The organism is Pseudomonas siliginis, from assembly GCF_019145195.1.
GTDB classification, from domain to species: Bacteria; Pseudomonadota; Gammaproteobacteria; order Pseudomonadales; family Pseudomonadaceae; genus Aquipseudomonas; species Aquipseudomonas siliginis.
The window spans coordinates 353,969-379,913 of the sequence record NZ_JAHSTW010000004.1; the positions used below are offsets into that span (position 1 = coordinate 353,969).

Genomic DNA, 25,945 nt, shown 5'->3' on the forward strand with positions numbered 1-25,945 from the left:
CAGGTGCACCGCAGTCTACAACTTGAAGCTTGTAGCTCGAAGCTTGCAGCTGCTTTTATGCTACTTCGCACAGGGCGGTCGGATCGATGGAAAGTGCCAGGCGTTGTCCGTCGGGATGCAGATCGGCGGCGGAGCGGTTGAGTACGTCGACCACCAGTTCCACCCCGCGCGCTTCGACGCGATAGCGAATGACGTTGCCGAGCAGGCTGTGACTGCGGATCTGCGCATCGAGTTCGCCGTCAAGGCTCAGTTCGATGGCCTCCGGGCGGATGGCGATGCGGTGGTTGACCGGCCGTTGCAACAGCTTTGAGGCGGCATCGGCATCGAGCAGGTTGTAGTTGCCGATGAAGCCGGCGGCGAATACATCGACCGGCGCGGTGTAGAGGGTTTCGGCGTCGCCGCTCTGGACGATCTTGCCCTGATTCATCAGGAAAATCCGGTCCGACATGGTCAGCGCTTCTTCCTGATCGTGAGTGACGAAGATCGTGGTCAGGCCGAGTTCGCGCTGGATCTGACGGATCTGCTCGCGCAGGTGTTTGCGAATCCGTGCGTCGAGCGCCGACAGCGGCTCATCGAGCAGCAACAAGCGCGGGCGGGTCACTAGCGACCGGGCGAGGGCGACACGCTGGCACTGACCACCGGACAGTTGATGCGGATAGCGGCTGGCGAAGTCGTGCAGTTCAACCAGCTTCAACACTTCAGAGACGCGCTTGTGGCTGTCATCGGCGTTGACCTTTTGCATGCGCAGGCCGAAGGCGACGTTCTGTTCGACGGTCATGTTGGGGAACAGCGCGTAGCTCTGAAAGACCATGCCGATACCGCGTTTCTGCGGACTCAACGGCACGATGTCGACGCCATCGAGCAAAATCTTGCCGCCATCCACCGGGGTCAGCCCGGCGATGCAACGCAGCAAAGTCGACTTGCCGCACCCGGACGGGCCGAGCAGGGTGACGAACTCACCTTTGTTGATCTCGCAATCGATGTCGCTGAATACCGTGGTGCCGGCATAACTCTTCTGCAGGTGTTGGACGCTGACGTAGCTCATTCGCTTTTGTCCTTGTTCAAGATGTTGGCGATCCAGGTCAGGACCAGCACGAAAAAGAAATACGAAATGACCAGCGCACTGGTGAAGTGGCCGCTGCTGTTGCGCATGTTGTTCAGGTACACCTGCAGGGTTTCGTAGCGGGTGCCGACGAGGATGTTGGCGAACACGAATTCACCGAAGAGGAACGAGAACGACAGTAGCAGCGCCACCATCAGGCCTTTGCGCAGATTCGGCAGCACCACCAGAAACGCCGCTTGAAAAGTGCTGGCGCCAAGCAGTTGCGCGGCGTCCATCAGGTCGCGCAGGTTGATCGCTTGCAGGTTGTTGGTGATCGCGCGGTACATGAACGGCAGCGCCACGGTGAAGTAGCAGCCGATCAGAATCCATGGCGTACCGACCATCGCCATCGGCCCGGAACCGTATAGCTGCAGCAGCCCCACCGAGGACACCACCGGCGGCACCGCGAAGGGCAGCAGGATGAGGATGTTCATCAGCGCATCGAGTTTCGGAAAGTAGTAATGCACGACAAACAGCAGCGGCAGGATCAGCACCACCGATAACACCAGCGCGCCGACACAGACGATCAGCGACTGACCGAATGCATGCAGAAAGCGCGGATCGCTCCACAGCTGGATGTACCACTTGAAGGTGAAGCCGCTGGGCAGAATCGTTGCCGACCAACTGCTGGCGATCGAATAGACCAGCGTGCCCAGCAGCGGCAACAGCAGAATGGCGAACAGCAGATAAACCACGACGCGGTGGTAGAGGCCGGCCGGGCCGGATTCAGCGCGAGACATGGTAGCTCCTCTTCAACAGCAATTGATGCACGACGGTGACAATGGTCATCAGCGCCACGAGCACCACGGCCAGGGCGCTGGCCAGGTTCGGGTCAAGGGAAATGTCGCCGGAGACCATCGCCGCAATACGGATCGGCAGAACGTTGAAGTTGCCGGTGGTCAGCGCATAAACCGTGGCGTAGGCGCCGAGGGCGTTGGCCAGCAGGATGACGAAAGTACCGAGCAACGCCGGGGTCAATACTGGCAGGCCGATGTGCCGCCAGAACTGCCAGCCGTTGGCGCCGAGCAGTGCGGCGGACTCGCGCCAGTCTTCCCGCAGAGCGTCGAAAGCCGGGTAGAGCAGGAGCACGCCGAGGGGAATCTGGAAGTAGGTGTAGAGGATGATCAGGCCGGTTTTCGAATACAGGTTGAAGTCCTGAATGATCCCTGACTGCTTGAGCATGATGGTGATGCTGCCGTTGAAACCGAGCAGGATGATGAACGCGAACGCCAGCGGCACGCCGGCAAAATTGCTGGTCATGTTGGCGAAGGCATTCACGAAGTTGCGCAGCTTCGAATCGACGCGGCGTAGTGAATACGCACCAAGCACGGCGATGATGATGCCGAATACGCTCGACCAGAAACTGATCTCCAGGCTGTACTGGATTGCCTGCCGATAGAACTTCGAACCGAAGATCTTGCTGAAGTTGGCCAGGCCCCAGCCAGACTCTTCCGATTGCAGGCTGTTGATCATCACCCAGACCAGTGGGGCGATTTCGAAGACGATAAAGAACAGCGCGAAAGGCACCAGACACAGCGCCGCGAGCCATTTGCCGCGATTCATGGCATTCACTTGAGCAGCTCCCGGCACACAGGTTTGTCGTGGGGTACGCCGAGCAGTTCGCAGACCGTGCCGCAGATCTCGGTCTGCGTTGGTGTGGCGTCAGGGTTGAGGCTGAACGCCTCGCCGAGGACGAACAGCGGCACCTGACGTTCTTCCGCCAGCAGGCCGTTGTGCGAACGATCGTTGTTCATGCCGTGGTCGGCGGTCACCAGCACCTGGTAACCAGCGTCGAGCCAGCTCTGCAGATAGTCGGCGAGGATGACGTCAGCCGAGCGCGCGCTGTTGCGGTATTGCGCGCTGTCGAGGCCGTGCTTGTGCCCGGCGTCGTCGATATTCATCGGGTGGATCAGGAGGAAATCCGGCGCATGACGCAGGCGCAGGTTCTCCGCGTCGGCGAACAGGTGCGAATCCGGATAATGGTCGTTCCAGTAGAAATGCCCGTGCTGGATCGGCAATGTCGGATCGTCGGTGTGGCGGTCGCGCGCAGCCACGAACGGTGAGCGGTTATACAACTCGCTGACCCAGTGATACGCCGCAGCGGCGGTTTTCAATCCGGCATCACGGGCGTAGTGATAGATGCTGCGCTGGTTGGACAAGCGCGAGACATTGTTGTGAACGATGCCGCTGTCGATCGGTGGCACGCCGGTGAGAATGCATTCGTAAAGTGGTCGGGACAGGGCGGGCAATTCGCACTCCAGTTGATAGAGCGCCGCGCGTCCTGCGCCAACATAAGCCTGCAGATGCCCCATGGCGTGGCACGCAACCTCGTAGTTGAGGCCGTCGAGCACGACAAGGATGACGTTGTGCTTCATAGGGGCAAGAACTCCGCGAAACAGGAAATTTCAGATCCAGCCGAGATCCCCTTGTAGGAGTGAGCCTGCTCGCGATAACGGTGGATCAACCAACATCGTCGTTGAATGTTCGACCGCTATCGCGAGCAGGCTCGCTCCCACATTCGGATCTTCAGCGGATCCCGAACAGGGGGATCACAGGATTACTTCATCTCTACGATGACTTCCTCGTTCCACTGCTGCGGCAGGGCTTTGGAGGTCTTTTCCCACGCGTCGGCGTCCTTGACTGGCGTAACGTTTTTGTATTGCTCGTTCGGCAGCAGCTTGGCCTTCACGTCTTCCGGCAGTTGCAGGTGTTCGGCGCGGATCGGCCGGGCGTTGCCGCGGGCGAGGTTGGTCTGGCCGGCGTCGCTGAAGATGTATTCGCGGGTCAGCTTGGCGGCGTTGGGGTTTTTCGCGTACTTGTTGATGATCGTGGTGTAGCCGGAAATCACCGAGCCGTCGGATGGAATCAGCACTACGTAATCATCCGGGTTGGCCATCTTGGCTTTGTAGCTGAGGCCATTGAAGTCCCAGACCACGCCGACTTCGATCTCGCCTTTTTCCATGGTGGCGATAGTCGGGTTGGCCATCGACAGACGACCCTGTTTGGCGAGGTCGGCGAATAACAGCAGCGCAGGCTTGATGTTTTTCTCGTCACCGCCATTGGCCAGAGCCGCGGCGAGAACACCGTTGGCGGCCTGAGCAGCGGTGCTCACGTCACCGATGGAAACCTTGTATTTGCCGGTTTTCAGGTCAGCCCATTTGGTCGGTACGTCGGAGCCGTGCAGCAGCTTCTTGTTGACGATGAAGGCGATGGTGCCGGTGTAGGCCAGTGCCCAGTTGCCGTCCTTGTCCTTGGCCCAGTCCGGCACCTGATCCCAGGTGCTTGGCTTGTAGGGTTGCACCACGCCTTGCTTGACCGCGATCGGGCCGAAGGCGGCACCGACGTCGCCGATGTCGGCGGTGGCGTTGTCTTTTTCAGCAGCGAATTTGGCGATTTCCTGGGCCGAGCTCATGTCGGTGTCGATGTGTTTCAGGCCGTATTTCTTGGCCAGGTCTTCCCAGGTGCCTTTCCAGTTGGCCCAGTCATCGGGCATACCGACGCTGTTGACGGCGCCTTCCGCTTTCGCAGCGGCTTCGAGGGTTTTCAGATCGGTGTCGGCAGCCATGGCGGCGCTGCACATAGCGATGGTCGAGCCTAACAGTGTTGCCAGGAAAAGCTGTTTCATTCCGAAGCTCCTTGGTCGTGTTCAACGCTGCGATTGCGGTTGGTGTTGGTCTAGGTCAGCAATACCTGAGCCAATTTAGGTCGGCTGGATGACATTTTGATGTCGATGGCCGCGTGGCTGATCTTTTATCAACCATTGTCAGGAAGGTGCCAGATCAGCGTAGACCATACCCAAAGGCCCGTAGGGCAGGGGACTTGGCCGATGTATTGCAAGCCGTGAAAGCGACCGTTCGGTAGTTTTGTCATCTGTCGGTCATCTGCACTGCCTAGGCTTGCAACATACGAAGGCGCTTTGATCGGCGTTCGGATTTGCCCCGAAACAGTGCTGGTCTAGTCCAGATAGGTAACGTTGATGCGCGATGAGGCAACGAAAGCGGTGACAGCGATTGGCCAGGTGCTGCAGGAGCAAATCGATCACGGTTTGCTGGCGGCCGGGAGCAAGTTGCCCGCTGAACGCAAGCTGAGCGAGTTGTTCGGGACGACGCGGATCACTGTGCGTGAAGCGCTGTTGCAGCTTGAGGCGCAGGGGCAGATTTACCGTGAGGAGCGGCGCGGCTGGTTCGTGTCGCCGCCGCGTCTGGCGTACAACCTGATGCAGCGCAGTCACTTTCACGCCATGGTCAGTGCGCAGGGGCGGGAACCTTCGACCGAGGTGATTTCGGCGCGGTTACAGCCGGCTTCGGCGGCGGTGTGTGCGTGGTTGCAGTTGCCGGCGTTGTCGAGCGTGATCCAGATTTGCCGCTCGCGGCGCATTGATGGGCGACTGGTGTTGTATGTGGAGCACTATCTGAATCCGCAGTTTTTTCCGGGGATCCTCGAGTTTGATTTGAATCAGTCGATCACTGAGTTGTATGCGCGGCATTTCGATTTGCACTATGGGCGGGTGCGGTTTGAGATCGTGCCTACGTCCTTATCTGTCGATGCGGCGGCGGCTTTACGGGTGTCGGTGGGGAGTCCGGGATTGAGGATTGCTCGGGTCAATTATGATCAGCATGGGCGGTTGATCGATTGTGATCTGGAGTTTTGGCGGCATGATGCGATTCATGTAGGGGTTGATGTGGTTTGACCTTCTGGTCGCTGCGCTCCCACCCTCGGATAAATACCTGCGCTCAGCCTGCCGACGGGCTCCAGGATCAAAAGCGGAACTTGAGCTAACGCTCATCGTGTGTGAGCTGCCGAAGGCTCGGGCCGCGATCGGACGATCTTTTGATTTTGATTTTGCTGTTCTGTGGGAGCGAGCCTGCTCGCGAAAGCGCCCCCACAGTCAACCCCTCTCTACTTGCCCACCCTCGCATTCCCATACAGATAATCCGTCGCCAACGACGCCAGTGTCCTCACCCCAACCACCAGCGCCGACTCATCCACAAAGAACCCCGGATTGTGATTCGGCGCGGCTTTGCTCATGTCCTGGTCCCTCGGGGTCACTCCAAGAAACACAAACAGTCCCGGCGCTTCCTTGGCGAAGAACGAGAAATCTTCCGCCCCACCCACCAGCGGTCCCTGCACCACGTCATCCTTGGCCGCCCACTTCAACGTCGGCAGCATTTTCTCGGTCAGTGCCGGGTTGTTAATGGTCGGGTCGTATTTTTCGATGATGGTGACGTCGGCTTTGGCGCCGCCGCTTTCGGCGATTTTCTCGACTGTCTGGCGCACGTCGCTGTGCAGTTTCTGGCGGATGCCGTAGTCGTAGGAGCGGATAGTGCCGGTCATGTCGAGCGATTCGGGGATGATGTTGTAGCGGGTGCCGCCGTTGATGGTGCCGATGCTGACCACTGATGGGTAAGAGGAAATGTCGGTGCGGCGGCTGACCACGGTTTGCAGGCCGACGATGGTTTGCGCGCCGACGGTGATCGGGTCGATGCCGTCCCAGGGGCGGCCGGCGTGAGTTTGTTTGCCATGGATCTTGATGCGCAGGTCGTCGGAGCTGGCCAGGGTCGGGCCGGGGCGGTAGGCGATCTGGCCGGCGGGGACGCCGGCCCAGACGTGCAGCCCGAACACCGCGTCTGGTTTCGGCGATTTCATTACGCCTTCCTCGACCATCATCTTCGCGCCCCAGGTGTTTTTGCCGTCGGGAATGAAGTCGCTCGGGCCTTCTTCGGCGGGCTGGAAGTAGAAGACGACGGTGCCGGGCAGGGTGTCGCGCATGCCCGTCAGAATTTTCGCTGCGCTGAGCAGGATGGCGGTGTGGGCGTCGTGGCCGCAGGCGTGCATGACGTCGACTTCCTTGTCCAGATACGTGCCTTTGGCTTTCGAAGCGAACGGCAAGTCGGAGACTTCCTTGACCGGCAGCGCGTCCATGTCGGCGCGCAGGGCCACGGTCGGGCCGGGCAGGGCGCCTTTGAGAATGGCGACCACGCCGGTGCGCGCGACGCCGGTTTTCACTTCCAGGCCCATGGCTCGCAACTGTTTGGCGACCAGTTCAGCGGTGCGTTTTTCAGTGTTGCCAAGTTCTGGATGAGCGTGAAGGTCGCGGCGGGTTTCCAGCAGCTCCGGTTCGAGCTTCTGCGCCTGCTCGGCGATGCGCGTGCGGGCGCTGTCCATCGTCGCGGCACTGCCGTGGCTGGCGACCAGGGTGAGCAAAAGGGTCTGGGCAATACGCGTCAGTTGCATGGGCTTCTCCTTGATTATTGTTGTTGGCTTCCTTGCCTGTGACAAAGGCTTTGCACGCAAGTGCGATCGAGTCAGGAAAGCGCTATGCGCTCCGACAGATTTACGTTTGAGCATAAGTTATCAGCGAAAACTCCTACCGCTTTATCAGTTCCGTCCGGCGTGACAGATAAAAGGCCGGCGATAACTATGTACCGCACCGCACAACATTCACTTCCATAAATTTCTCCAGGTGCCGGTCGCTTTATTGGCTGTTTGAGGGTAACGGGTCAGTGCGACAAAAATTATTGTCCATGGAGGACTTATAAATGCAGCGTAATGGAATAACGCTTCCGCCGATTGTTGTGCGTCCGGATAAACAAGATGAATATTTACATTATTTAGGTGCAGGGGACGGTTCGGGACCAGGCATTAACTTTGCGCCATTGGGTGAAATACTCGATATGGAAAGTATCTACAAAGATACTTCCAGAAATATTGCTCAAGTCATCGAACATGAATTGGCAGAAGTGCGGGCAGCAGGCGATCAAAGTGTATTGCCGCCTTTGGATGCGCTGGCGCGGGAGATGCGATTCAGGGATTCCCTGATCGCCAGGAAGTTTGGTGCGCTTTTGGTGGCCAAGGACGTGGCCATCGAACGTTTCGGCCACATGAACGCTTTCTGCTCAGCCTCCCACTGGCAGATCTGCTGCCCGGTCAACTGCCTGATCTGGGCAAGCTGGCAAGCGAAAGAGCACGACTGAATCTGCCGGTGCGTTTGAGCGCCCGGCCGCTGACGGGCTCTCTCGCCGAACTGCTTGTCGTTCCGGTAGCGGGGACAAAACGGCCTTCCGGCGTTCGCGTGGTTGCAGCTGGTTTCAACGCAGGGAACAACACTTACAGCGCGACCCTCACTGACATCCCGCCGACAACCGCGGTCTGGACACCCACAGTAACGCCGGCAGACAGTTCAACGCTATTCCCCATCGAGAATCCGTCCCCACCGCGATATATCGGCGGCAATCTCGTGCCGATTGACGGACGGATCGACGCTCACCCAGGGCGGGGCAGCATTCGTTTCGACGACTTCATTCTGGTCTTCCCGTCGGAATCGGGCCTGCCACCGCAGTACGTCATGTTCCGGGATCGACGCAATGATCCAGGGGTGGCCAGTGGTCATGGAGCGCCGGTTGACGGTGGATGGCTGGAGGCGGCTGCGCAAGGTGAGGGGGCGGCAATTCCCTCAAAAATTGCAGATCAATTGCGAGGCAAGAATTTCAAGGATTTCAGGGCATTCAGGGAGACTTTCTGGAAAGCGGTGGCCGCTGATGCGGAACTGGCGATGTCGTTTGATCCAGGTAGTCTCAGTGCAATGAGCAAAGGCCGATCACCGTATGTGAAAGCGGGCGATCGGGTTGGTAAACGAGTGAAGTTTGAGTTGCACCACGTCTCATCGTTATCGGATGGTGGGCAGTTGTACGATATTGACAACCTGCGGTTGCTAACTCCGAAACAGCATTTGGCAGTTCATAAGGGAGGCGAGTAATGAAAAAATTAATGATCAATGATATGTCCGAAGAGCAATTCTTGCATTTTGTACAAAAGATATACCAATCGGATTACGCGACTGAGAAGGGGCAAACCTCAGCTGTAATGGAGTTTGAACGACTGAGCGAACATCCAGCGGGTTCCGATTTGATCTACTACCCAGAATCGGGGAAAAGCGGTCCGGAAAATATTGTGGCGGAAGTCAAAAGGTGGCGGGCCGCCGAAGGAAAACCTGGTTTCAAAGCCCGATAAAACTAGCCCCCTATTGGTATTACCTGCCAATAGGGGGCCATCTCTGTTCAGCTTTCCTTTTTGATTTCCACCCCAGGCGTAATCACCTGCACACTCATCCTTGGCGTCGCCAGATCCAGCCCCGCCTCATCCAGTTGCCGCTTCAGCGACAAATTGAACGCCCGGGAAACCTCCCACTGTTTGATCGGCGCCGTCTTGAACCGTGCGCGGAGGATCGCGCTGCCGGACTCGAAACTTTCCACACCCTGAATCTCCAGCGGCGACCAAATATTGCGGCGCTGCAACGGATCGCTGCGCATCTTCTGGCCGACGTCGCGCATCAGTTTGATCGCGTCGTCGATTTCCATGTTGTACGGCACGGCGACGCGGAAGATCGCGTAGCCGAATTCCCGCGAGTAGTTCTTGATGCTTTTGATTTCGCTGAACGGGATGGTGTGGACGATGCCGTCGATGTCGCGCAGGCGCACGGTGCGGATGGTCAGACCTTCGACAGTGCCGAGGTGGCCGCCAACGTCGACGTAGTCGTCGATGGCCAGCGAGTCTTCGATGATGATGAACAGGCCGGTGATCAAGTCAGCGACGAGCGACTGCGCACCAAAGCCGATGGCCAGACCGATCACGCCGGCACCGGCTAGCAGCGGCGTGACGTTCATGCCCATGTTGGCCAACGCGACGATCAGCGCGATGATGAAAATCGCCACGAACAGCACGTTGCGGATCAGCGGCATCATCGTCTGCGCCCGTGCATTCGCCAGGCCTTTGCGCGAGCGGGTGAGGGCGTGGTGCACGGCGGTGTCGGCGAGGATCCAGATCAGCCAGGAGAAAATCAGCGTGCCGATCAGGCTGAACAGTTTGACGCTGATGTCATGGCCATCGCCTTCGGCGAACGCGATCAGCGAATGGCCCCACACGCGCAGGCCAAGCTCGATGAAGATCAGCCATACCAGCAAATGCGTCAGGGTATAGAAGAAGTTTTTCAGGCGCTCCGAGTACAGCGCATGGCGTTTCGGCCCGCGTTGCGGTTTCAGCGAATGGCGGCGCACGAGGCCGTTGATCACCATGCACAACACCAGCAGCACCGTGCAGATCAGCGACTGCCGCAGGGCGGTGCTGGTGTCGCCGGCGGAGACGAAGGTGGCGAACAGCGAGATGCCGACCAGCACCAGTGCCGGCACGTACCAGAAAGTGCCGAGGATTTCGATGGTATCGCTGAGGGCGCGGCGGGTCAGGCGCCGCGACAGCGGTTGGTTGCGGATCAGGTGCGCAATCGGTCGGCGGAATCGCAGAATGAACAGGCCGGTCGACAGCGCCGCGAGCACATTGGCCGTGGTCGCGGCGGTGTGCGCCAGATGTACGCCCAGGCTCTCGACCAGGCGCGGATCGCTCAGCGCTTCACCGAACGCGGCGAAGCTGCCGATCAGCCACAGCGGCCGAAACGCCTGATGGCGCAGGATGTACAGCGCGCGATGGCGATGCGGGCCGTCGAGCAGGGAGAAGGCGATCACGCAGATCGCCGAGAAACAGGTGCCGACCACCAAGGCATAGGCCAGCACCATCGCAAGGATTTTGCCCAGCGAAGACGGCAGCACGTAGCTCGTGTACACCGTCATCACCAACGCGATCAGCCACGGCCCGAGCTTGCGCAGGGCAAAGCGCAGCATGTCGAGGGCCTTGGGGTGTTGCGGCAGTTCTTCGGTGAGGCCGAAGCGCAGACGCACGCGGTGGCTGAGCCAGATCAGCGCGGCGGCGAGCAGGCTCCAGACCATCAGGATCACCGCGAAACCGAAGATGATCGGCAGCCATTCATTGGCCGGCAGCAGCTTGCTGGTCAGTTCGTCCTTGGCCAGATCGAATTCGTTGGACCAGCGGGTGAGCGGGCTGTCGGCGCCGGAAAACTGTTTTTCGAAGCTGGCGAGGGTGCCGCCGATCAGGCCCAGCACGCCTTCTTCCGGGGTGGCTTGAGCTTTCTTCGTAGCGTCGCGCAGCTTCTTCAGATCGCTGAGCAACTGCGCGCGTTGCTTGTCGTTTTCCAGCGACTTGATCACTTCGTCCAGTGACTGACCGAGGGGTTCCACGGCTTCAGGCTGCGGCTTGGAAGTGTTGAGCAGGCCGGGCAGACCGACCGCTTGGGCGGGCGCCAGCGGCAGCAGCGTCATCAGGCAGACAAGCAGCAGACCGGGCAAAGCAAAAAGACGAGCAAACACCAGGGGACAACCTCGGAATAGGCGAATGCGCTGGAGTGTACGAGGCCCTCTGGCGCAATGCGAGCCGGGCTCGGTCATTCGTTCAGTTTGGCGAGGATCTTGTAGACCACCGTGGCGAGGATCATCAGCATACCGATCCACATGGCGAACACCCCGGCGTTCTTGTCGCGGAAGTTGAAGCCGATGGCCAGCAGGATCATTCCGCTGAGGATGGGAATGAGCATGGCGTGGAAGGAGGACATCGAGATCATGGAGACTGCCTTGTCTATGGGGGATGCTTGCAGTCTAGGCGGGTTTTCGAGGCGGGGTGTGATGTGGCTCAGGAATGCATCAGGCCGGGAGGATTCTGCTGTCTGCACAGGCGCTTTCGCGAGCAGGCTCGCTCCCACAGGTTGATTTGCATTCCAAGGGGAGATGACTGGCTCCCACAATAAAATGCAGTTCAATTGTGGGAGCGAGCCTGCTCGCGAAGTTTGTCAGCCGTTACGGCAATTCACGGCTGGCATAGAACGCACTGAGCACTTTGACCAGATGCGCCAGGTCATGGCTGCCGCACAGTTCGCGAATCGAGTGCATGGCAAAGGTCGGCAGGCCGATGTCGACGGTGCGCACGCCCAGATGGCTGGCGGTGATCGGGCCGATGGTCGAGCCGCAGCCCATGTCGCTGCGCACCACGAAGCTTTGCACCGGGACTTCTTCGGCCATGCACAGATGGCGGAAGAAACCGGCAGTTTCGCTATTGGTGGCGTAGCGCTGGTTGCTGTTGACCTTGATCACCGGGCCGGCGTTGAGTTTCGGGCCGTGATTGGCGTCGTGCTTGTCTGCATAGTTGGGATGCACGCCGTGGGCGTTGTCGGCGGAGACCAGCAGGGATTTCTGAATCGTGCGGACGAACTCGTCGCCTTCCGGCAGCAGGCGGCGCAGAGTCTGTTCAAGCATCGGGCCATCGGCACCGCACGCCGAGCACGAGCCGACTTCTTCGTGGTCGTTACAGACCAGCACGCAGGTCTCGTCGGTTTCGGCGGTGAGCAACGCTTGCAGGCCGGCGTAGCACGACAGCAGGTTGTCCAGACGCGCACCGGCAATGAAGTCGCCGTTCAGGCCGATCACCGCCGCGCTTTGCGTGTCGTAGAAACTCAGCTCGTAATCCAGCACCACATCGGCGTTCAAACCGTGTTCGCGGGCCAGTTGGTCGGTGAGCACGGCGCGGAAATCGACGCGCTCGTCACCGGCAAATTGCGCCAGGATCGGCGGCAGTTCGGTCTGCGCGTTGATCGCCCAGCCCTGGTTGGCTTCACGGTTGAGGTGAATGGCCAGATTGGGAATGATCGCGATGGGTGCCTTGAAGTCGATCAACTGACTCTCGACCTTGCCGTCACGGCGGAAGGTCACGCGGCCGGCGAGCGACAGATCGCGGTCGAACCACGGCGCCAGCAGCGCGCCGCCGTAGACTTCGACGCCCAGTTGCCAGAAGCCCTGACGTTGCAGTTCCGGTTGCGGCTTGACCCGCAGACACGGGCTGTCGGTGTGAGCGCCGACCAGACGGATACCGTCATGCAGTGGCGAGTTGCGGCCCATTTTGATCGCGACGATCGAGGAGTCGTTACGGGTGACGTAATAGCGGCCGTTGGCCTCGGTGGACCATGGCTCGCGCTCGTCGAGGCGTACATAACCGGCGGCCTCCAGACGCTGAACGAGGCTGGCGGTGGCGTGGAACGGGGTAGGGGAGGCCTTGAGAAAGTCGATCAGGCCCTGGTTCAACTCTGCGCGCATAAGAAACTCCAGACAGCAATGGGCGGCAGTTTAACGCATCACTCGGCGCCATTGGGCAAGTGGTTTGCGCAAGCACGCTCAGGAGTGCTGATCGATGCGCTTGCGCAGGTAGGCGATGATGGCTTGTTGATCATCCTTTCTGGCGGGTTTCGGCAGGTGCTTCGGCCAGCCCTTGCCGCTGCCGAAGAAGGCCTTTTGCGTGACGCTGTCCCAACGCAGGATTTCCCGTGACGCCGATTCCCACCATTCGTGACGGCAGATCTCGTAATACGGATGGGCAGGTGCAGCACTGCCGAACAGCAATGCCCGACCGACTTTCTTCATGCCGCCGCGCTTTTTGCGCAGTTTCCACTTGATGCGCAGACGGTCCCAGGTCGAGGGGACGGGTTTGCTGCGCGGAACCTCGGTGCACAGCGCTGGCAATTCGGGGTGGAAGGCTTCGCCGTAGCGGGCGAAAAAATGTTTTTGCATGGCGTGGAAGAAGTTTTTGTCGGCGAAGTAGTGATAGACGAATTTCTTCGCTTCCTGGATCGGCTGGTCGCGCATGGCAAACGACAGTGCAATCTGTTCGATCGTATGGATGTCGAACGGGTCCTGCGTCCACTCATCGATCAGCCGGATCGACTTGTCCAGCAGCGCTGAATCGCCATCGGTGATGCCGCACAAGCCGCTGTTGTAGAGCTTGAAGCTGTTCGTCGACGAGATCCCGTGGACTTGCAGGCAGCGCGCGAGTTTTTCGTAGTCCGCCCGGTTACAGACGTAACTCCAGTCATATTCGAAGCGGTCCATCACGTAACGGCCGGGCGTGATCATGCTGAACAGCCGGTGCGGCGAATCGAGAAACAGCGTGTCGGTATCGACGAACAGGGTTTTTTCGGCGAGTGTCAGGCCCAGCGCAATGGCGCACGCTTTGCGGCGGTGGTGGTAGCCGTTCTCGCCCTGCCACTGGATCAGGGTCTGCTCGCTCAAAGGGACGGCATCGACCGGCCAGCCGGCATAGTCCTGCGGACGATCGGTCAGCACTCGTATGCACAATGATTCACCTGGCTGCAGCTGTGCCAGGGCGGTGAGGATGCTGAATTTCGCCTCGCGCCGATAAACGTCTTTGTCGCCATAGATCAGGTAGAGCAGCTGGTGCGGTACTTTTTCCATGGGGGGGAAGGCTTCGCGCATAAGCGGCTCCATACGGCGGGGGGCGCGAGTTTACCGTATTGCTCCGCTGATTTGCAGGCCGGGCACTTGCTTCAAAGTGTTGCCGGGGTGGGCGTCAACCGGTGATCAATCTGCCAGAGAGGAAGACTTCACGGCGTTGCTTGCGACCGACGTATTCATGTTTGCTCAACTGATAGACAGCCTCGAACCTGTCTCTCGATAAGCCAGGCAGTGCACTGAGGTATTGATCTACCAGGCGATCGTAGGCGGCTTCGGTGATGAATTTGTAGATATCCCGACGATAGAAGAAGCCGAGTTGAAAACCGAGTGTTTCACTTGCGTGCGCGGTCGGGCCTGCGAAGCAGTTTTCAAAGTCGATGGCTTTGAGCGGCCTTTGCGTTTGCTCGGGCACCATGATGTTGCCCACCCAGAAATCCATGTGAGTGATGTTCTTGCTGGCGAGCGAGCTGAGCAGTTGAAACGCGTCGAGGATAAAGGCTTCGATGTTTTCGGGATTGCGTCTGATGCACTCGGCCCCATCAATATGGCCTTCGAGCAGGTGAGTCAGCAGGAAGAACTCCTCGGTCAGGCCGAGTCTGCTGCGGGTATAGCCATAGCCCTTCAGTGGAGGCATCTCCACGCCCCGGCGCTGAGCTTCGAGGGAATTCATCAGCTCTTCGAGAGGCCAGTCGAAGCGCCCGTTGCGTTGCGGTTTGTTCAGGCTCACCCGCACCTTTGCCTTGAACGTGTCCAATGGCTGGACCTTGGCAAATAGTGGTGTTTCACAGGACGATAACGGTGCGCTGGCCCGGGTCAGTTTGTGCGCGCGGCGTTTTTTAATGAGCTGCTCCAGGGCTTGGCGTGCCTGGATGCTGGGTGCTTCGCTCAGGTGCAGGGTCGTGTTACCGAATGCGCACACGATGGGGTATTCGGATTGAAGTGTTTTGCTGCAGAACACGGAAGAGGCCTCCTGCCTGATATCGAAGTGCCATGATTTTATATTTGATTACAATTTTATGACAGTTCTTTACGTCAATCTATTGCCGGTGGAATTCTGGCAGGACAAAAAAAGCCCTTCGCAAGGAAGGGCTTTCAAAGTATTCACGCATTTCAGAATGGCGCCGGGCACTCGAAGCGCAGGCGTTCGCCGGTTTGCGGATGAGTGAAGCTGAGCATGCTCGCGTGCAGGCACAGACGCGGCCAGGCCGCCAGCGCTTGCTCGTGGGCGTAGAGTCCGTCACCGAGCAACGGATGGCCGATCGACAACATGTGTACGCGCAGTTGATGGGAGCGACCGGTAATCGGTGTCAGTTCGACGCGGCACCATTCTCCGCAACGCTCAAGCACCTTCCAGAAGGTCAGCGCATGCTTGCCGAATTCGTGATCGACCACGTGTCGCGGCTTCGTCGGCGGATCGTAGCGCAGGGGCAGATCGATGCTGCCGCTGTCCAGCTCCGGTTGACCCCAAGCCAAAGCGGTGTAGGCCTTTTCGGTTTCGCGGTCGTGAAACTGCCGCGACAGTTCGCGATGAGTGTCGGCGTCACGGGCCAGCAGGATGATCCCGGAGGTTTCCCAGTCCAGGCGATGAACGATGCGCGCTTCCGGGTAGCCGTTTTCCTGCAGGCGGGTGATCAGACAATCCTTGTTGTCGTCTGCGCGGCCGGGCACCGAGAGCAGCAGGGTCGGTTTGTCGACCACCAGTACGGCGGCGTCCTGATGGATGATGCGGATGTTGGACAGCGGCATTAAAACAGCCTCGTAACAAATGCCAACGGCGGTTCAGGACCATTCCACCGGGGAATGGCCCTGAACCGCCGTCATACCTTCCGGATCGACTCAGCGATCGGGCAGGGTGATGTTGAGTTCCAGAATCGAGCAACTGCCCTGGCTTTCCAGTGCAACATGTACGTCGTCGTTGCCGATGTTGACGTACTTGCGGATCACGTCGACCAGTTCCTTCTGCAAGGCTGGCAGGTAATCCGGCGTGCTGCGCTGGCCGCGCTCATGCGCCACGATGATCTGTAGACGCTCTTTCGCTACCGAGGCGGTACTTGGCTTTTTGTTGGCACGAAAGAAGTCAAAAAGGTTCATTACCTACCTCCAAACAGGCGCTCGAAGAATCCCTTCTTCTCGACATCGAGGAATCGGTGGGCTTTTTCTTTGCCCAGCAGGCGGTCGACGGTATCGCTGTAAGCCTGACCGGCATCGCTCTGGTCGTCGAGAATCACCGGCACGCCCTGGTTGGAAGCCTTGAGCACCGCCTGGGATTCCGGGATGACGCCGAGCAGGGTCACCGAGAGGATCTCCTTGACGTCTTCAACGCCAAGCATCTCGCCCTTCTCGACACGCTCCGGGTGGTAGCGGGTGATCAGCAGGTGTTCCTTGATCGGGTCTTCGCCACGTTCGGCGCGGCGCGATTTGCTCGCCAGCAGGCCGAGCATGCGGTCCGAGTCACGTACCGAGGAGACTTCCGGGTTGGTCACGACGATCGCTTCGTCAGCGAAGTACATGGCCAGGTGCGCACCTTTCTCGATGCCCGCCGGGGAATCGCAGACGACGAACTCGAATTGTTCCTTGAGCTCCATCAGGACTTTTTCCACGCCTTCGACGGTCAGCGCGTCTTTGTCGCGGGTCTGGCTGGCCGCCAGTACGTAGAGGTTTTCCAGGCGCTTGTCTTTGATCAGTGCCTGTTGCAGGTTGGCTTCGCCGTTTACCACGTTGACGAAGTCATACACTACGCGGCGCTCGCAACCCATGATCAGGTCGAGGTTACGCAAGCCCACGTCGAAGTCGACGATCACTGTTTTGTGGCCGCGCAGAGCGAGACCGGTACCGATAGCGGCGCTGGTGGTGGTCTTACCCACACCACCCTTGCCGGATGTAACCACGAGAATCTTGGCCAAGGTGTTTCACCCCTAAGGAAGAAGGACTGTTCAGCCCCTGAAAAACATCTCTTGAAAACTACTGCAGTCGGACAGCCTTGGCTGGAATTTGGCTTTGGGCCTTTTTCCTACTTCGTTTGAGCCGTTTTCGCTACGTTTTAGAGATGCTTGGAAAATGCGGCAGTATCCGTTAAAGCCGAATGATGTTCAACACGTCGCCTGACAGGCTGACCTGGACGCCCGAGCCCCACATCGGATCACGACGCAAATCCTCGGAGACCTTGTAATGACCGGCGATGGAGATCAGTTCAGCGCTCAATTGCTGACAGAAAATCCGTGCCTTGGTGTCACCTTTGACGCCGGCCAGCGCACGGCCGCGCATCGGGCCGTATACATGGATGTTGCCATCGGCGAGAAGTTCCGCCCCCGGACTGACCGAAGAGACCACGACCAGATCGCCACCCTGGGCATATATCTGTTGGCCACCACGTACTGGCGTGGTGATTACGCGGGTCGGTTTGACGGTCGGCTCAGGCGGCTTTTCCGGCTTCTTTTTGACTTCGGCTTCCGGCGTCTCCAGCGGACGCTCGCGGGCACCGGAGGGCGGTAGCACGGGGATGTCGATGGCGATGGCGGCGGCGATGTCTTCGATGCGGCTGGCGCGAATGGCCAGGGTACGCAGGCCGTGCTGACGGCAGACGCGCATCAGCCCCGGCAGGTCAACCGCGCCCTGGTTCGGCGGCAGTTTGTCCAGCGCCAGGACCAGCGGTGCATTGCTGAAAAAATTCGGCGCTTGGGCGACTTTGGCGGCCAATTGCCGATCGAGGCTTTCGAGGTCGTTACGGGCCAGTTCCAGCACAGTGATGGCCAGCATGCTGCCCTTGAGCTGGAATACGGGATCTTGGTCTAACGGGTCGGTTTGGCTCATGTCGGCATACAACGGCTTGTCACTAAAAGTGCCGAGACTTATAACGAGAACGCCCGCGAGCCGCAAGCCGGGTCGAACGATGTAGAATGCGCGGCCACTGTATTTACGGAAGCTTTAATGGATCGCCCGCGTTTTCGAAAAGCATATCTTGCTCCGCGCTTCTGGCCGCTCTGGTGCGGCCTGGGGCTTTTGTGGCTGATCGTGCAGTTGCCGTATCCGGCGCTGCTGACCATCGGTCGAGTTTTGGGCGCGTTGATGTATCGCGTCGCCAGCGACCGGCGAACCATCGCCCGGCGCAATCTGGAATTGTGCTTCCCGGAAAAATCCGCCGCCGAGCGCAAACGCCTGCTCAAAGAAAACTTCGCCTCCACCGGCATCGCCTTCTTCGAAATGGCGATGAGCTGGTGGTGGTCGCGCGAGCGTCTGGCGAAACTGGCCCACGTCGAAGGCCTTGAACATCTGCAGAAGGCCCAGCGCGAAGGCAAAGGCGTGATTCTCATGGCCGCGCATTTCACCACCCTGGAAATCGGCGCGGCGCTGCTCGGCCAGCAGCACACCATCGACGGCATGTACCGCGAACACAAAAATCCCTTGTTCGACTTCGTCCAGCGCCGTGGCCGCGAGCGGCACAATCTGGATTCGCTGGCGGTGGAGCGCGATGACGTACGCGGCATGCTCAAACTGCTGCGCTCGGGCCGGGCGATCTGGTATGCGCCGGATCAGGATTACGGCGCCAAGCAGAGCATCTTCGTGCCGCTGTTCGGCATTCAGGCCGCCACCGTCACTGCGACGACCAAGTTTGCACGGCTGGGCAAAGCGCTGGTGGTGCCGTTCACTCAGGAACGTCTGGCCGACGGCAGTGGTTACCGCTTGGTGATTCATCCGCCGCTGGAAGATTTCCCCGGCGAGACCGAGGAGGCCGATTGCATCCGCATCAATCAGTGGGTCGAGAGTGCTTTGCGTGCCTGCCCCGAGCAGTATCTGTGGGCGCATCGGCGCTTCAAGAGTCGCCCACCGGGCGAGCCGAAGCTTTATCCCAAGCGTCGTTGATTAGCCGATCTGACAAGCACCGTGGAGTGTTGCGATGAGTCCTGCTGAACCGGTTACAGGTTTGATTCTTTCCGGCGGCGGGGCTCGGGCGGCTTATCAGGTCGGGGTGCTGGCGGCGATTGCCGAGTTGCTGCCGGTGGGCGCGGACAATCCGTTTCCGGTGATCGTCGGCACCTCGGCCGGGGCGATCAATGCGGTCAGCCTGGCCAGTGGCGCCACGGACTTTCGCGCCGCCATCGAACGCCTGACCCAGTTCTGGCAGGGCTTTCGCAGCCACCGCGTGCTGCGCAGCGACTGGCCGGGCGTGATCCATCAAGCCAGCCGCTTCGTCAGCCACAGCCTGCTCGGCCTCGGTCGGCAGATGCCGGTGGCGCTGCTCAACAGTTCGCCGCTGCGCGAACTGCTCGAGGAAAAACTGCACTTGCCCGGCATCGTCGAATCCATCGCGCGCAAGCAATTGCATGCGGTGGCGGTGACCGCGTTCGGCTACGAATCGGGGCAAGCGGTGACGTTCTATCAGGGCGGCGGCACCATCGACGCCTGGCTGCGGCACCGCCGCATTGGCGTGCCGACGCAGTTGTCGGTCGATCACCTGTTGGCCAGTTCGGCGATTCCACTGCTGTTCGCGCCGGTGAAAATCGGTGAGGAATATTTCGGTGATGGCGCAGTGCGCCAGTCGGCGCCGATCAGCCCGGCGCTGCATCTGGGTGCCAGTCGCGTGCTGGTGGTGGGCGTCAGCGGCAACCCGCGCGGCGTCGATCCGCAGCAGCCGCTGGAGCGCGCTTACAGCGGCCAGCAACCGACGCTGGCGCAGATCGGCGGGCACATGCTCAACAGCACGTTTATCGACAGTCTGGAGAGCGATATCGAGCTGCTGCAGCGTCTGAATCAGTTCAGTCATTTGCTCCCGGCCGGCACGCCGACCCGCGCGCTGGGTGTGGCGCCGGTGGAGGTGCTGGTGATTGCGCCGAGTCAGCCGATCGACGAAATCGCCGCGCGGCATCGCCAGGAGTTACCGGCGGCGTTGCGCCTGTTTCTGCGCGGGCCGGGGGCGACGAAGACGAGCGGGGCGGGGGTGCTCAGTTATCTGCTGTTCGAGGCGGGGTATTGCAGCGAGTTGATCGAGTTGGGGCGGCGGGATGCGTTGGCCAAGCGCGAGGAGCTTTGCCGGTTTTTGCGGATATCTGAAGCAGTAGCTCCCGCCTGAAATCTGCGGTGAGGCCTTCGCGAGCAGGCTCGCTCCCACATTTGAACTCGGTCTGAATGTGGGAGCGAGCCTGCTCGCGAAGCTTTCAGGGTCAGAAGTGGAACTTGACCAGGAAGCTCGTGGTGCTCTGATCGGTCTTGAAGTACTGGCTGTCCTTGATCCCGTACTTGTCCGACCAGTAGTCGTACTCCACACCGACATACAACTGCTTCTCGCCGAAATTCAGCGCCTTGCCCAAGTCGTATTTGACCTGCGGGTTGAAGTGCAGGTTGGCGTGGTAGTCGCCCTTGGAATTGGAGTCGTTGTCGACCACCCAGTCCATGAAGCCGTCGATGAGGATGTTCGATTTGCCCACCGGGATGGTGTAGGACCAGACCGGGGTGATCTGCCAGACATTGTCACCGGCGCGTGCGCCCTGGGTGTGACGCTGGTAGAAGTTCAGCTGGAAGTAGTCGAAGCCTGGAATCGCCAGGTCGAAGCCCGGACCGATCAGGTACGACTCGGTATCGCCTTCACCGAACTCGTAGGTCATGGCCAGCAACACGTCAGTCACCGGGCCGAAGGCCAGTTTCTGATCGAAGATCTTGCCGAATGACAGGCGCGGGCTGAGCTCGCCGTAGTAGGTGTTGGAGCCGACGCCGCCATCATCCTTGCCGTTGTAGAAGATCTTGTCGATGAACAGGAAGTTGTCCCCATACTTCCAGGCATCGGCGTGCTCGAAGGTCACGGTCTGCTGAATGCGCGGGTTGACCTGGAAGTCCTTGCCATACAGGTAGGTCAGGCTGTTGTTCTGCCACTGCAGCAGGCCTTCGGCCATTGCCTGGCCGCCGGCGAACATCGATCCGGCCAGCATCAGGCTGGTGCACATACGTTTCATTCGGTTGCTCCCAAAGTAGGTGTTCCACGTTATTTTTTTAAGATCGGCGCTCTGATGTGGCGCCTTTTTTCGTACCGCAAATTTCATCCGATCGGTCAGCTTTGAATGCTGGTAGCAAAAGCTGCGCCAAGGCTTTTGAAAAACCAAAAAACGCCCGTTCGGCTGCTGAAAAACAGTCGACGAGCGTGTTTTCGGGATGCCTCAGGACTGACCGCAGCCGGGATAAGTTGGCTTTTCGGTCAGAAATTGAATTCAGGCTTTTTTTTAGAGCGAATTCGGAAGGCCGCGGAGAATACTGACTCCTCGGCCAACGCTCAAGTGCCCCGCAACAGAGCACCGTCGGCAAGCATGGCGCACGGTTGCGGGCCATTTCAGAAGTGCACCTTCAGCAGCAGGCTGGCAGTGTTCTGGTTGGTATCGAACGAATGGCTGTTTTCAATGCCGTATTTGTTCTTCCAGTAGCTGTACTCGGTGCCGACGTACACCTGCTTCTGGCTCCAGCCCAAGGCTTTGCCGAGGTCGTATTTGATCTGCGGATTGATGTGCAGGTTGGCGTGGTAGGTGCCGCGTGAGTTTTCGTCGTTGTCGACGACCCAGTCGAGGTAGCCGTCGATCAGCACATCGGAATTGCCCAGCGGGAAGCTGTAGGACCACGCGGGGGTGATTTGCCAGACACCATCGCCGGGGCGCGGGCCTTCGGTCTGGCGGCGGAAAATGTTCAGGGTGACGTAGTTGAAACCGGGCACTTTCAGGTCGAAGCCGGGGCCGATCAGATAGGCCTCGCTTTCGCCTTCGCCGTACTCGTAGGTCATCGCCAACAGCACATCCTTGATCGGGCCGAACTCGATCTTGCGGTCGAGGATCTTGCCGAAGGAAAAGCGCGGGGTGAACTCGCCGTAGAAGGTGTGCGGACCTTTGTTCGGGTCCTCCTTGCCGTTGTAGAAGATCTTGTCGACGAACAGAAAGTTGTCGCCGTACTTCCACTTGTCGGCGTGCTCGAAGGTGACCGTCTGCTGATAGGACGGGTTGATCGCGAAGTTCTTGCCGTACAGATAGCTGAGGCTGTTGCTCTGCCACAGCAGCAGATCGCCGGCCATGGCCTGACTCGCGGCCAGCAGGCCGCCACTCAACAGAACGTTGCTTTGCGTGCGGATCATCTGTTGCTCCCTGTTGTTTTTATTGTTTGAGGCACAAGCAGTTGCGTAGTCCCTGTGGGAGCGAGCCTGCTCGCGAAGCGGTTGTGTCAGTCGCCATCAATGTTGAATGACACAGCGTTTTCGCGAGCAGGCTCGCTCCCACAGGTGGCGTGGTGGTTTCAATCAGTGCGCATGGCAATCATTGATCGCCGCACGCTCCTTGCCGCCGAGGATGTTGAACAGCAGGTTCAGCGTCAGCGCGCTGAGGGTGGCCATGGCGATGCCGCTGTGGGTGATCGGGCTCATCCACATCGGCAGGTGGGCGAAGAATTCCGGACGTACCACCGGGATCAGGCCCATACCGATGCTCACCGCGACCAGCAACTGATTGCGGCGGTCACCGATGTCCGCCTCCTGGAGGATCTTGATGCCAGTCGCGGCGACCATGCCGAACATCGCAATCGCCGCGCCGCCCAGCACCGCCGGTGGAATCGATGCCACCAGAAACGCCGCTTTCGGCAACAGGCTGAGGACGATCAGCAGACCGCCAGCAACGATGGTCACCGAACGGCAGCGCACGCCGGTCATCTGCACCAGGCCGATGTTCTGCGCGAACGAGGAGTGGGTGAAGGTGTTGAAGAAACCGGCGAAAAACGACGCGCCGGCATCGCACAACAAGCCACGACGGAGCATGCGCGGGCAGACTTCCTGGCCGGTGATCTTGCCCAACGCTAGGAACATCCCGGTGGACTCGACGAAGATGATCACCACCACCAGACACATCGACAGAATCGGTGCCAGCTCGAATTTCGGCATGCCGAAATGCAGCGGGGTGACGAACTGAATCCACGGTGCGCTGGCCATGCCGCTGAGGTCGACCATGCCGATCACGCCGCACAGTACATAGCCCAGGCACATGCCGATCAGTACCGAAATATTGACCCAGAATCCGCGCATGAAGCGATGAACCAACAGAATGGTCGCCAGCACCAGCGCAGCGATGGCCAGATAAATCGGCGAACCGAATTGCGCGGCGTCGACACCGCCACCGGCCCAGTTCACGGCCACGGGGAACAGCGATAAACCGATCGAGGTGATGACGGTGCCGGTCACCAGCGGCGGGAAGAAACGCACGACCTTGGACATGAACGGCGCGATCAGCATGCCGAAGAAACCGGCGGCGATCGTTGCACCGAAGATGCCTTGCAGACCGATGCCGGGCATCCCGGCCATGGCCACCATGCTGCCGACCGCAGCGAAACTGGCACCCATCATCACCGGCATGCGAATGCCCATTGGGCCGATGCCGAGCGACTGCACGATAGTGGCGATGCCGGCGACGAGCAGGTCGGCGTTGATCAGGAAGGCGATTTCTTCACGACTCAGGCCAGCGGCCTGTCCGATGATCAGCGGCACCGCGATGGCACCGCCGTACATCAGCAGAACATGTTGCAGACCGACCAGGATCAGTTGCAAAAGGGGCAAACGCTGAATGGCGGGTGCGTCGGGGATGCGCGCTTTGGACAGCTCGGACATGCAACACCTCGGATCTTTTTTATTCTTGTGATTAACAGCTGCCGGGTTGCTTGCAGCTGTTTCTTTGCATCAGGCAGACCGCGGAGCGGCCATTCGCGGGCAAGCCCGCTCCCACACAGGCTATGCAAAACCCTGTGGGAGCTGGCTTGCCAGCGATGCTTTTAACGATTAATTGGTTTGCGCTCCCTGGGCAATCCAGGCACCGATCAGGTCACGTTCCTGCTGGGTCATCTGGGTGATGTTGCCCAGTGGCATGATCTGCGTGGTGATGGCTTGCGCCTGAATGCGCGCGGCGTTCTGGCGGATCTGCTCGGGGGTGTCGAACATCACACCGGCCGGGGCTGCGCTGAACAACGGGCTGGTCGGCTTGGACGAGTGGCACACCGTGCAACGCTCTTGAATCACGTTGTGCACCTTGTCGAAACCGGGGCCGGCATTCGAGGCTTGCGCGGGTGCCGCCGCAGGAGCAGCGGGTGCCGCAGGTTGCGCCGCTTCGGCCGGCTTCGCGCCACCGCCCAGTGCCGTTTCCGGCAGCGGTTGGTACTCGATTTTCGCCGGTGCCTTGGCCACTTCAGGTGCAGTCGACATCGGCGTCGGACCAGTGACGTAGGCCAGGCAGATCATGCCCACCGCTGCCACCGGCAGGGTCCAGGCAAACTTGTGGCTGTCGTGACGGGTGTTGAAGTAGTGACGCACCAATACCGCCAACACCGCGATCCCGGCGAGGATCAACCAGTTGTACTGGCTGCCGTAAGTGCTCGGGAAGTGGTTGCTGATCATGATGAACAGCACTGGCAGGGTGAAGTAGTTGTTGTGACGCGAACGCAGCAGACCCTTGGCCGGCAGGGCCGGATCAGGCGTACGGTTCTCGGCGATCGCCGCGACCAGTGCCCGTTGCGCCGGCATGATGATGCGGAACACGTTGCCGACCATGATGGTGCCGATGATCGCGCCGACGTGCAGGTACGCACCCCGACCGCTGAACACTTTGCTGAAGCCATAGGCCGCGGCAATGATCAGGACGAACAGGATGAAGCCGAGCAGGGCGGGTTTCTTGCCCAGGGCCGAATCGCAGAGGAAGTCGTAGACGAACCAGCCGACGATCAGCGAGCCGATACCGATGGCCACGCCTTCAGGACCGCTGAGGCCGCTGCCGGGTGCCACGAGGTAGAGCACCGGATTGGAGTAGAACACCACGCACAGCAGCGCGATCCCCGACATCCAGGTGAAGTAGGCTTCCCACTTGAACCAGTGCAGATTGTCCGGCATGGACGGTGGGGCCAGTTTGTATTTTTCCAGGTGGTAGATGCCGCCGCCGTGGATCGCCCACAGATCACCGGCCAGACCGGTTTTCGGGTTGACGCGGTTGAGGTTGTTCTCCAGCCAGACGAAGTAGAACGACGCGCCGATCCAGGCCACGCCAGTGATCATGTGAACCCAGCGCACGCTCAGGTTCAGCCATTCCAACAGATGTGCTTCCACAGTCTTTACCTCTCGCCCGTCACTCTTGTTGTCGAGTGATCGGACCTTCTCTTATTGGTGGGGGGCGAGGATCAACCGCTCATCCTCTTTGAAAAAATGCTCATCGCAGTTATTGCCTGTGCCACTGCGATCAACCACCAGGAAGTCATCCCGCTTTTCGATCGTCAGCACCGGGTGGTGCCAGACGCCGCGATGGTAATTGATGCCCTGCCTGCCGTTGGTGACGAAGGCGCGGACCAAGCCTGATACAGGTTCATCGCCAACTGGCGCGACCACGATCAGAAAGGGGTTGCCGAGCAGCGGAATGAAAGCCTGGCTGCCCAGCGGATGGCGTTCCAGCATGCAAACGGTCAGCGGCATGTCCTGCGCGTCGGCGCGGAAAATGCTGATGATCGCGTTGTCCTCAGGCTGAGCGGTTTCGACCGTCGCCAGTTTGTGGAAGCGCATGGTCGAACCGTTGTTGATCATGAAGTGATCGCTGCCGTCGGTTTCGATCACGTCACCGAAAGGGGCGAAGGCTTCTTTGGTCAGCGGTTCAATCGTCAATGTGCGCATGCTGTTCTTCTTATCCGGATTCTGTGTTGTTAGATCTATCGCCATCGCGGG

The 25,945-nt window shown here is 59.6% G+C and carries 26 protein-coding genes; 6 read left to right on the forward strand and 20 right to left on the reverse strand.

What is annotated here, in order from left to right; genetic code table 11:
• Nucleotides 1-55: 55 nt before the first annotated feature.
• The 5 genes from KVG87_RS11240 to KVG87_RS11260 form a co-directional block, all read right to left on the reverse strand.
• Nucleotides 56-1,045 (reverse strand): ABC transporter ATP-binding protein, encoded by a 990-nt coding sequence (locus KVG87_RS11240; RefSeq protein ID WP_095180778.1) that lies wholly within the window; start codon nt 1,043-1,045, stop codon nt 56-58.
• Entirely contained in the window at nt 1,042-1,842 is an 801-nt protein-coding gene (locus KVG87_RS11245) for an ABC transporter permease (RefSeq protein ID WP_016773742.1), read from the reverse strand. Before KVG87_RS11245 ends, KVG87_RS11240 begins: the two co-directional genes overlap by 4 nt.
• Nucleotides 1,829-2,665, reverse strand: coding sequence for an ABC transporter permease (locus tag KVG87_RS11250; RefSeq protein ID WP_161984092.1), 837 nt, complete (start codon nt 2,663-2,665; stop codon nt 1,829-1,831). The genes KVG87_RS11245 and KVG87_RS11250 overlap by 14 nt, the downstream gene beginning before the upstream one ends.
• Before the next feature lie 5 nt (nt 2,666-2,670).
• The gene (locus KVG87_RS11255) at nt 2,671-3,477 is read right to left on the reverse strand and encodes an alkaline phosphatase family protein (RefSeq protein WP_217850726.1); all 807 of its coding nucleotides are present in this window, start codon (nt 3,475-3,477) and stop codon (nt 2,671-2,673) included.
• 182 nt (nt 3,478-3,659) lie between these two features.
• Nucleotides 3,660-4,727 (reverse strand): ABC transporter substrate-binding protein, encoded by a 1,068-nt coding sequence (locus KVG87_RS11260; protein WP_217850727.1) that lies wholly within the window; start codon nt 4,725-4,727, stop codon nt 3,660-3,662.
• 351 nt (nt 4,728-5,078) lie between these two features.
• On the opposite strand from KVG87_RS11260, the gene phnR reads away from it, so the two are divergent.
• Nucleotides 5,079-5,792 (forward strand): phosphonate utilization transcriptional regulator PhnR, encoded by a 714-nt coding sequence (phnR, locus tag KVG87_RS11265; protein ID WP_016773745.1) that lies wholly within the window; start codon nt 5,079-5,081, stop codon nt 5,790-5,792.
• 209 nt (nt 5,793-6,001) lie between these two features.
• Here the strand turns inward: phnR and KVG87_RS11270 are convergent, their stop codons facing one another.
• Nucleotides 6,002-7,336 carry an amidohydrolase gene (locus tag KVG87_RS11270; protein WP_217850728.1) on the reverse strand — a complete coding sequence of 445 codons (1,335 nt, stop codon included), beginning with the start codon at nt 7,334-7,336 and terminating at the stop codon, nt 6,002-6,004.
• A gap of 305 nt (nt 7,337-7,641) precedes the next feature.
• On the opposite strand from KVG87_RS11270, the gene KVG87_RS11275 reads away from it, so the two are divergent.
• Genes KVG87_RS11275 through KVG87_RS11285 form a run of 3 tightly spaced genes read left to right on the forward strand, consistent with a single transcriptional unit; the run spans nt 7,642 to nt 9,112 of the window.
• Nucleotides 7,642-8,076: a hypothetical protein gene (locus tag KVG87_RS11275; protein WP_217850729.1), complete on the forward strand. Its 435-nt coding sequence runs from the start codon at nt 7,642-7,644 to the stop codon at nt 8,074-8,076.
• Between the two features lie 8 nt (nt 8,077-8,084).
• Complete coding sequence (locus tag KVG87_RS11280; RefSeq protein WP_217850730.1) at nt 8,085-8,858, forward strand: pyocin-S2/colicin E7-DNase domain-containing protein; 774 nt, start codon at nt 8,085-8,087, stop codon at nt 8,856-8,858.
• Entirely contained in the window at nt 8,858-9,112 is a 255-nt protein-coding gene (locus tag KVG87_RS11285) for a bacteriocin immunity protein (protein ID WP_217850731.1), read from the forward strand. The genes KVG87_RS11280 and KVG87_RS11285 overlap by 1 nt, the downstream gene beginning before the upstream one ends.
• Nucleotides 9,113-9,159: 47 nt before the next feature.
• Here the strand turns inward: KVG87_RS11285 and KVG87_RS11290 are convergent, their stop codons facing one another.
• The 9 genes from KVG87_RS11290 to minC all read right to left on the reverse strand — a co-directional run bounded on the left by KVG87_RS11290 (nt 9,160) and on the right by minC (nt 18,051).
• Nucleotides 9,160-11,316, reverse strand: coding sequence for a mechanosensitive ion channel family protein (locus KVG87_RS11290; protein ID WP_217850733.1), 2,157 nt, complete (start codon nt 11,314-11,316; stop codon nt 9,160-9,162).
• Between the two features lie 74 nt (nt 11,317-11,390).
• Nucleotides 11,391-11,567 (reverse strand): hypothetical protein, encoded by a 177-nt coding sequence (locus tag KVG87_RS11295; protein ID WP_016773747.1) that lies wholly within the window; start codon nt 11,565-11,567, stop codon nt 11,391-11,393.
• Nucleotides 11,568-11,799: 232 nt separating this feature from the next.
• Nucleotides 11,800-13,089 carry a M18 family aminopeptidase gene (locus KVG87_RS11300; RefSeq protein ID WP_016773748.1) on the reverse strand — a complete coding sequence of 430 codons (1,290 nt, stop codon included), beginning with the start codon at nt 13,087-13,089 and terminating at the stop codon, nt 11,800-11,802.
• Nucleotides 13,090-13,167: 78 nt separating this feature from the next.
• Nucleotides 13,168-14,262, reverse strand: a complete 1,095-nt coding sequence (locus KVG87_RS11305; protein WP_217850736.1) for a hypothetical protein — start codon at nt 14,260-14,262, stop codon at nt 13,168-13,170.
• Between the two features lie 94 nt (nt 14,263-14,356).
• Nucleotides 14,357-15,199, reverse strand: coding sequence for a protein kinase family protein (locus KVG87_RS11310; protein ID WP_217850738.1), 843 nt, complete (start codon nt 15,197-15,199; stop codon nt 14,357-14,359).
• 152 nt (nt 15,200-15,351) lie between these two features.
• Complete coding sequence (locus KVG87_RS11315) at nt 15,352-15,987, reverse strand: RluA family pseudouridine synthase (RefSeq protein WP_217850740.1); 636 nt, start codon at nt 15,985-15,987, stop codon at nt 15,352-15,354.
• Nucleotides 15,988-16,077: 90 nt separating this feature from the next.
• The gene (minE, locus tag KVG87_RS11320; protein WP_003223146.1) at nt 16,078-16,332 is read right to left on the reverse strand and encodes a cell division topological specificity factor MinE; all 255 of its coding nucleotides are present in this window, start codon (nt 16,330-16,332) and stop codon (nt 16,078-16,080) included.
• Nucleotides 16,332-17,144, reverse strand: coding sequence for a septum site-determining protein MinD (minD, locus tag KVG87_RS11325; RefSeq protein WP_007913953.1), 813 nt, complete (start codon nt 17,142-17,144; stop codon nt 16,332-16,334). Before minD ends, minE begins: the two co-directional genes overlap by 1 nt.
• A 169-nt stretch (nt 17,145-17,313) precedes the next feature.
• Nucleotides 17,314-18,051 (reverse strand): septum site-determining protein MinC, encoded by a 738-nt coding sequence (gene minC, locus KVG87_RS11330; protein WP_041479318.1) that lies wholly within the window; start codon nt 18,049-18,051, stop codon nt 17,314-17,316.
• Nucleotides 18,052-18,168: 117 nt separating this feature from the next.
• On the opposite strand from minC, the gene KVG87_RS11335 reads away from it, so the two are divergent.
• Both KVG87_RS11335 and KVG87_RS11340 read left to right on the forward strand, forming a co-directional pair.
• The gene (locus KVG87_RS11335; RefSeq protein ID WP_076566784.1) at nt 18,169-19,101 is read left to right on the forward strand and encodes a lipid A biosynthesis lauroyl acyltransferase; all 933 of its coding nucleotides are present in this window, start codon (nt 18,169-18,171) and stop codon (nt 19,099-19,101) included.
• A 34-nt stretch (nt 19,102-19,135) separates the two neighbouring features.
• Nucleotides 19,136-20,308: a patatin-like phospholipase family protein gene (locus tag KVG87_RS11340; protein WP_217850742.1), complete on the forward strand. Its 1,173-nt coding sequence runs from the start codon at nt 19,136-19,138 to the stop codon at nt 20,306-20,308.
• A 91-nt stretch (nt 20,309-20,399) separates the two neighbouring features.
• Here the strand turns inward: KVG87_RS11340 and KVG87_RS11345 are convergent, their stop codons facing one another.
• The 5 genes from KVG87_RS11345 to KVG87_RS11365 form a co-directional block, all read right to left on the reverse strand.
• Nucleotides 20,400-21,185: an outer membrane protein OmpK gene (locus KVG87_RS11345; protein WP_056784020.1), complete on the reverse strand. Its 786-nt coding sequence runs from the start codon at nt 21,183-21,185 to the stop codon at nt 20,400-20,402.
• A gap of 371 nt (nt 21,186-21,556) precedes the next feature.
• Complete coding sequence (locus KVG87_RS11350) at nt 21,557-22,342, reverse strand: outer membrane protein OmpK (protein ID WP_217850743.1); 786 nt, start codon at nt 22,340-22,342, stop codon at nt 21,557-21,559.
• A 162-nt stretch (nt 22,343-22,504) separates the two neighbouring features.
• Nucleotides 22,505-23,857 carry a nucleobase:cation symporter-2 family protein gene (locus tag KVG87_RS11355; RefSeq protein ID WP_042608508.1) on the reverse strand — a complete coding sequence of 451 codons (1,353 nt, stop codon included), beginning with the start codon at nt 23,855-23,857 and terminating at the stop codon, nt 22,505-22,507.
• A 168-nt stretch (nt 23,858-24,025) separates the two neighbouring features.
• On the reverse strand, nt 24,026-25,339 hold the full coding sequence (locus tag KVG87_RS11360) for a urate hydroxylase PuuD (protein WP_016773757.1): 1,314 nt from the start codon (nt 25,337-25,339) through the stop codon (nt 24,026-24,028).
• A 51-nt stretch (nt 25,340-25,390) separates the two neighbouring features.
• Complete coding sequence (locus KVG87_RS11365) at nt 25,391-25,894, reverse strand: ureidoglycolate lyase (protein ID WP_024012211.1); 504 nt, start codon at nt 25,892-25,894, stop codon at nt 25,391-25,393.
• Nucleotides 25,895-25,945: the final 51 nt, after the last annotated feature.

Coding starts and splice junctions, on each gene's coding strand:
- KVG87_RS11240 (WP_095180778.1), bottom strand. CDS start 1,045: ATGAGCTACGTCAGCGTCCAACACCTGCAGAAGAGTTATGCCGGCACC.
- KVG87_RS11245 (WP_016773742.1), bottom strand. CDS start 1,842: ATGTCTCGCGCTGAATCCGGCCCGGCCGGCCTCTACCACCGCGTCGTG.
- KVG87_RS11250 (WP_161984092.1), bottom strand. CDS start 2,665: ATGAATCGCGGCAAATGGCTCGCGGCGCTGTGTCTGGTGCCTTTCGCG.
- KVG87_RS11255 (WP_217850726.1), bottom strand. CDS start 3,477: ATGAAGCACAACGTCATCCTTGTCGTGCTCGACGGCCTCAACTACGAG.
- KVG87_RS11260 (WP_217850727.1), bottom strand. CDS start 4,727: ATGAAACAGCTTTTCCTGGCAACACTGTTAGGCTCGACCATCGCTATG.
- phnR (WP_016773745.1), top strand. CDS start 5,079: ATGCGCGATGAGGCAACGAAAGCGGTGACAGCGATTGGCCAGGTGCTG.
- KVG87_RS11270 (WP_217850728.1), bottom strand. CDS start 7,336: ATGCAACTGACGCGTATTGCCCAGACCCTTTTGCTCACCCTGGTCGCC.
- KVG87_RS11275 (WP_217850729.1), top strand. CDS start 7,642: ATGCAGCGTAATGGAATAACGCTTCCGCCGATTGTTGTGCGTCCGGAT.
- KVG87_RS11285 (WP_217850731.1), top strand. CDS start 8,858: ATGAAAAAATTAATGATCAATGATATGTCCGAAGAGCAATTCTTGCAT.
- KVG87_RS11295 (WP_016773747.1), bottom strand. CDS start 11,567: ATGATCTCGATGTCCTCCTTCCACGCCATGCTCATTCCCATCCTCAGC.
- KVG87_RS11300 (WP_016773748.1), bottom strand. CDS start 13,089: ATGCGCGCAGAGTTGAACCAGGGCCTGATCGACTTTCTCAAGGCCTCC.
- KVG87_RS11305 (WP_217850736.1), bottom strand. CDS start 14,262: ATGCGCGAAGCCTTCCCCCCCATGGAAAAAGTACCGCACCAGCTGCTC.
- KVG87_RS11315 (WP_217850740.1), bottom strand. CDS start 15,987: ATGCCGCTGTCCAACATCCGCATCATCCATCAGGACGCCGCCGTACTG.
- minE (WP_003223146.1), bottom strand. CDS start 16,332: ATGAACCTTTTTGACTTCTTTCGTGCCAACAAAAAGCCAAGTACCGCC.
- minC (WP_041479318.1), bottom strand. CDS start 18,051: ATGAGCCAAACCGACCCGTTAGACCAAGATCCCGTATTCCAGCTCAAG.
- KVG87_RS11335 (WP_076566784.1), top strand. CDS start 18,169: ATGGATCGCCCGCGTTTTCGAAAAGCATATCTTGCTCCGCGCTTCTGG.
- KVG87_RS11340 (WP_217850742.1), top strand. CDS start 19,136: ATGAGTCCTGCTGAACCGGTTACAGGTTTGATTCTTTCCGGCGGCGGG.
- KVG87_RS11345 (WP_056784020.1), bottom strand. CDS start 21,185: ATGAAACGTATGTGCACCAGCCTGATGCTGGCCGGATCGATGTTCGCC.
- KVG87_RS11350 (WP_217850743.1), bottom strand. CDS start 22,342: ATGATCCGCACGCAAAGCAACGTTCTGTTGAGTGGCGGCCTGCTGGCC.
- KVG87_RS11355 (WP_042608508.1), bottom strand. CDS start 23,857: ATGTCCGAGCTGTCCAAAGCGCGCATCCCCGACGCACCCGCCATTCAG.
- KVG87_RS11365 (WP_024012211.1), bottom strand. CDS start 25,894: ATGCGCACATTGACGATTGAACCGCTGACCAAAGAAGCCTTCGCCCCT.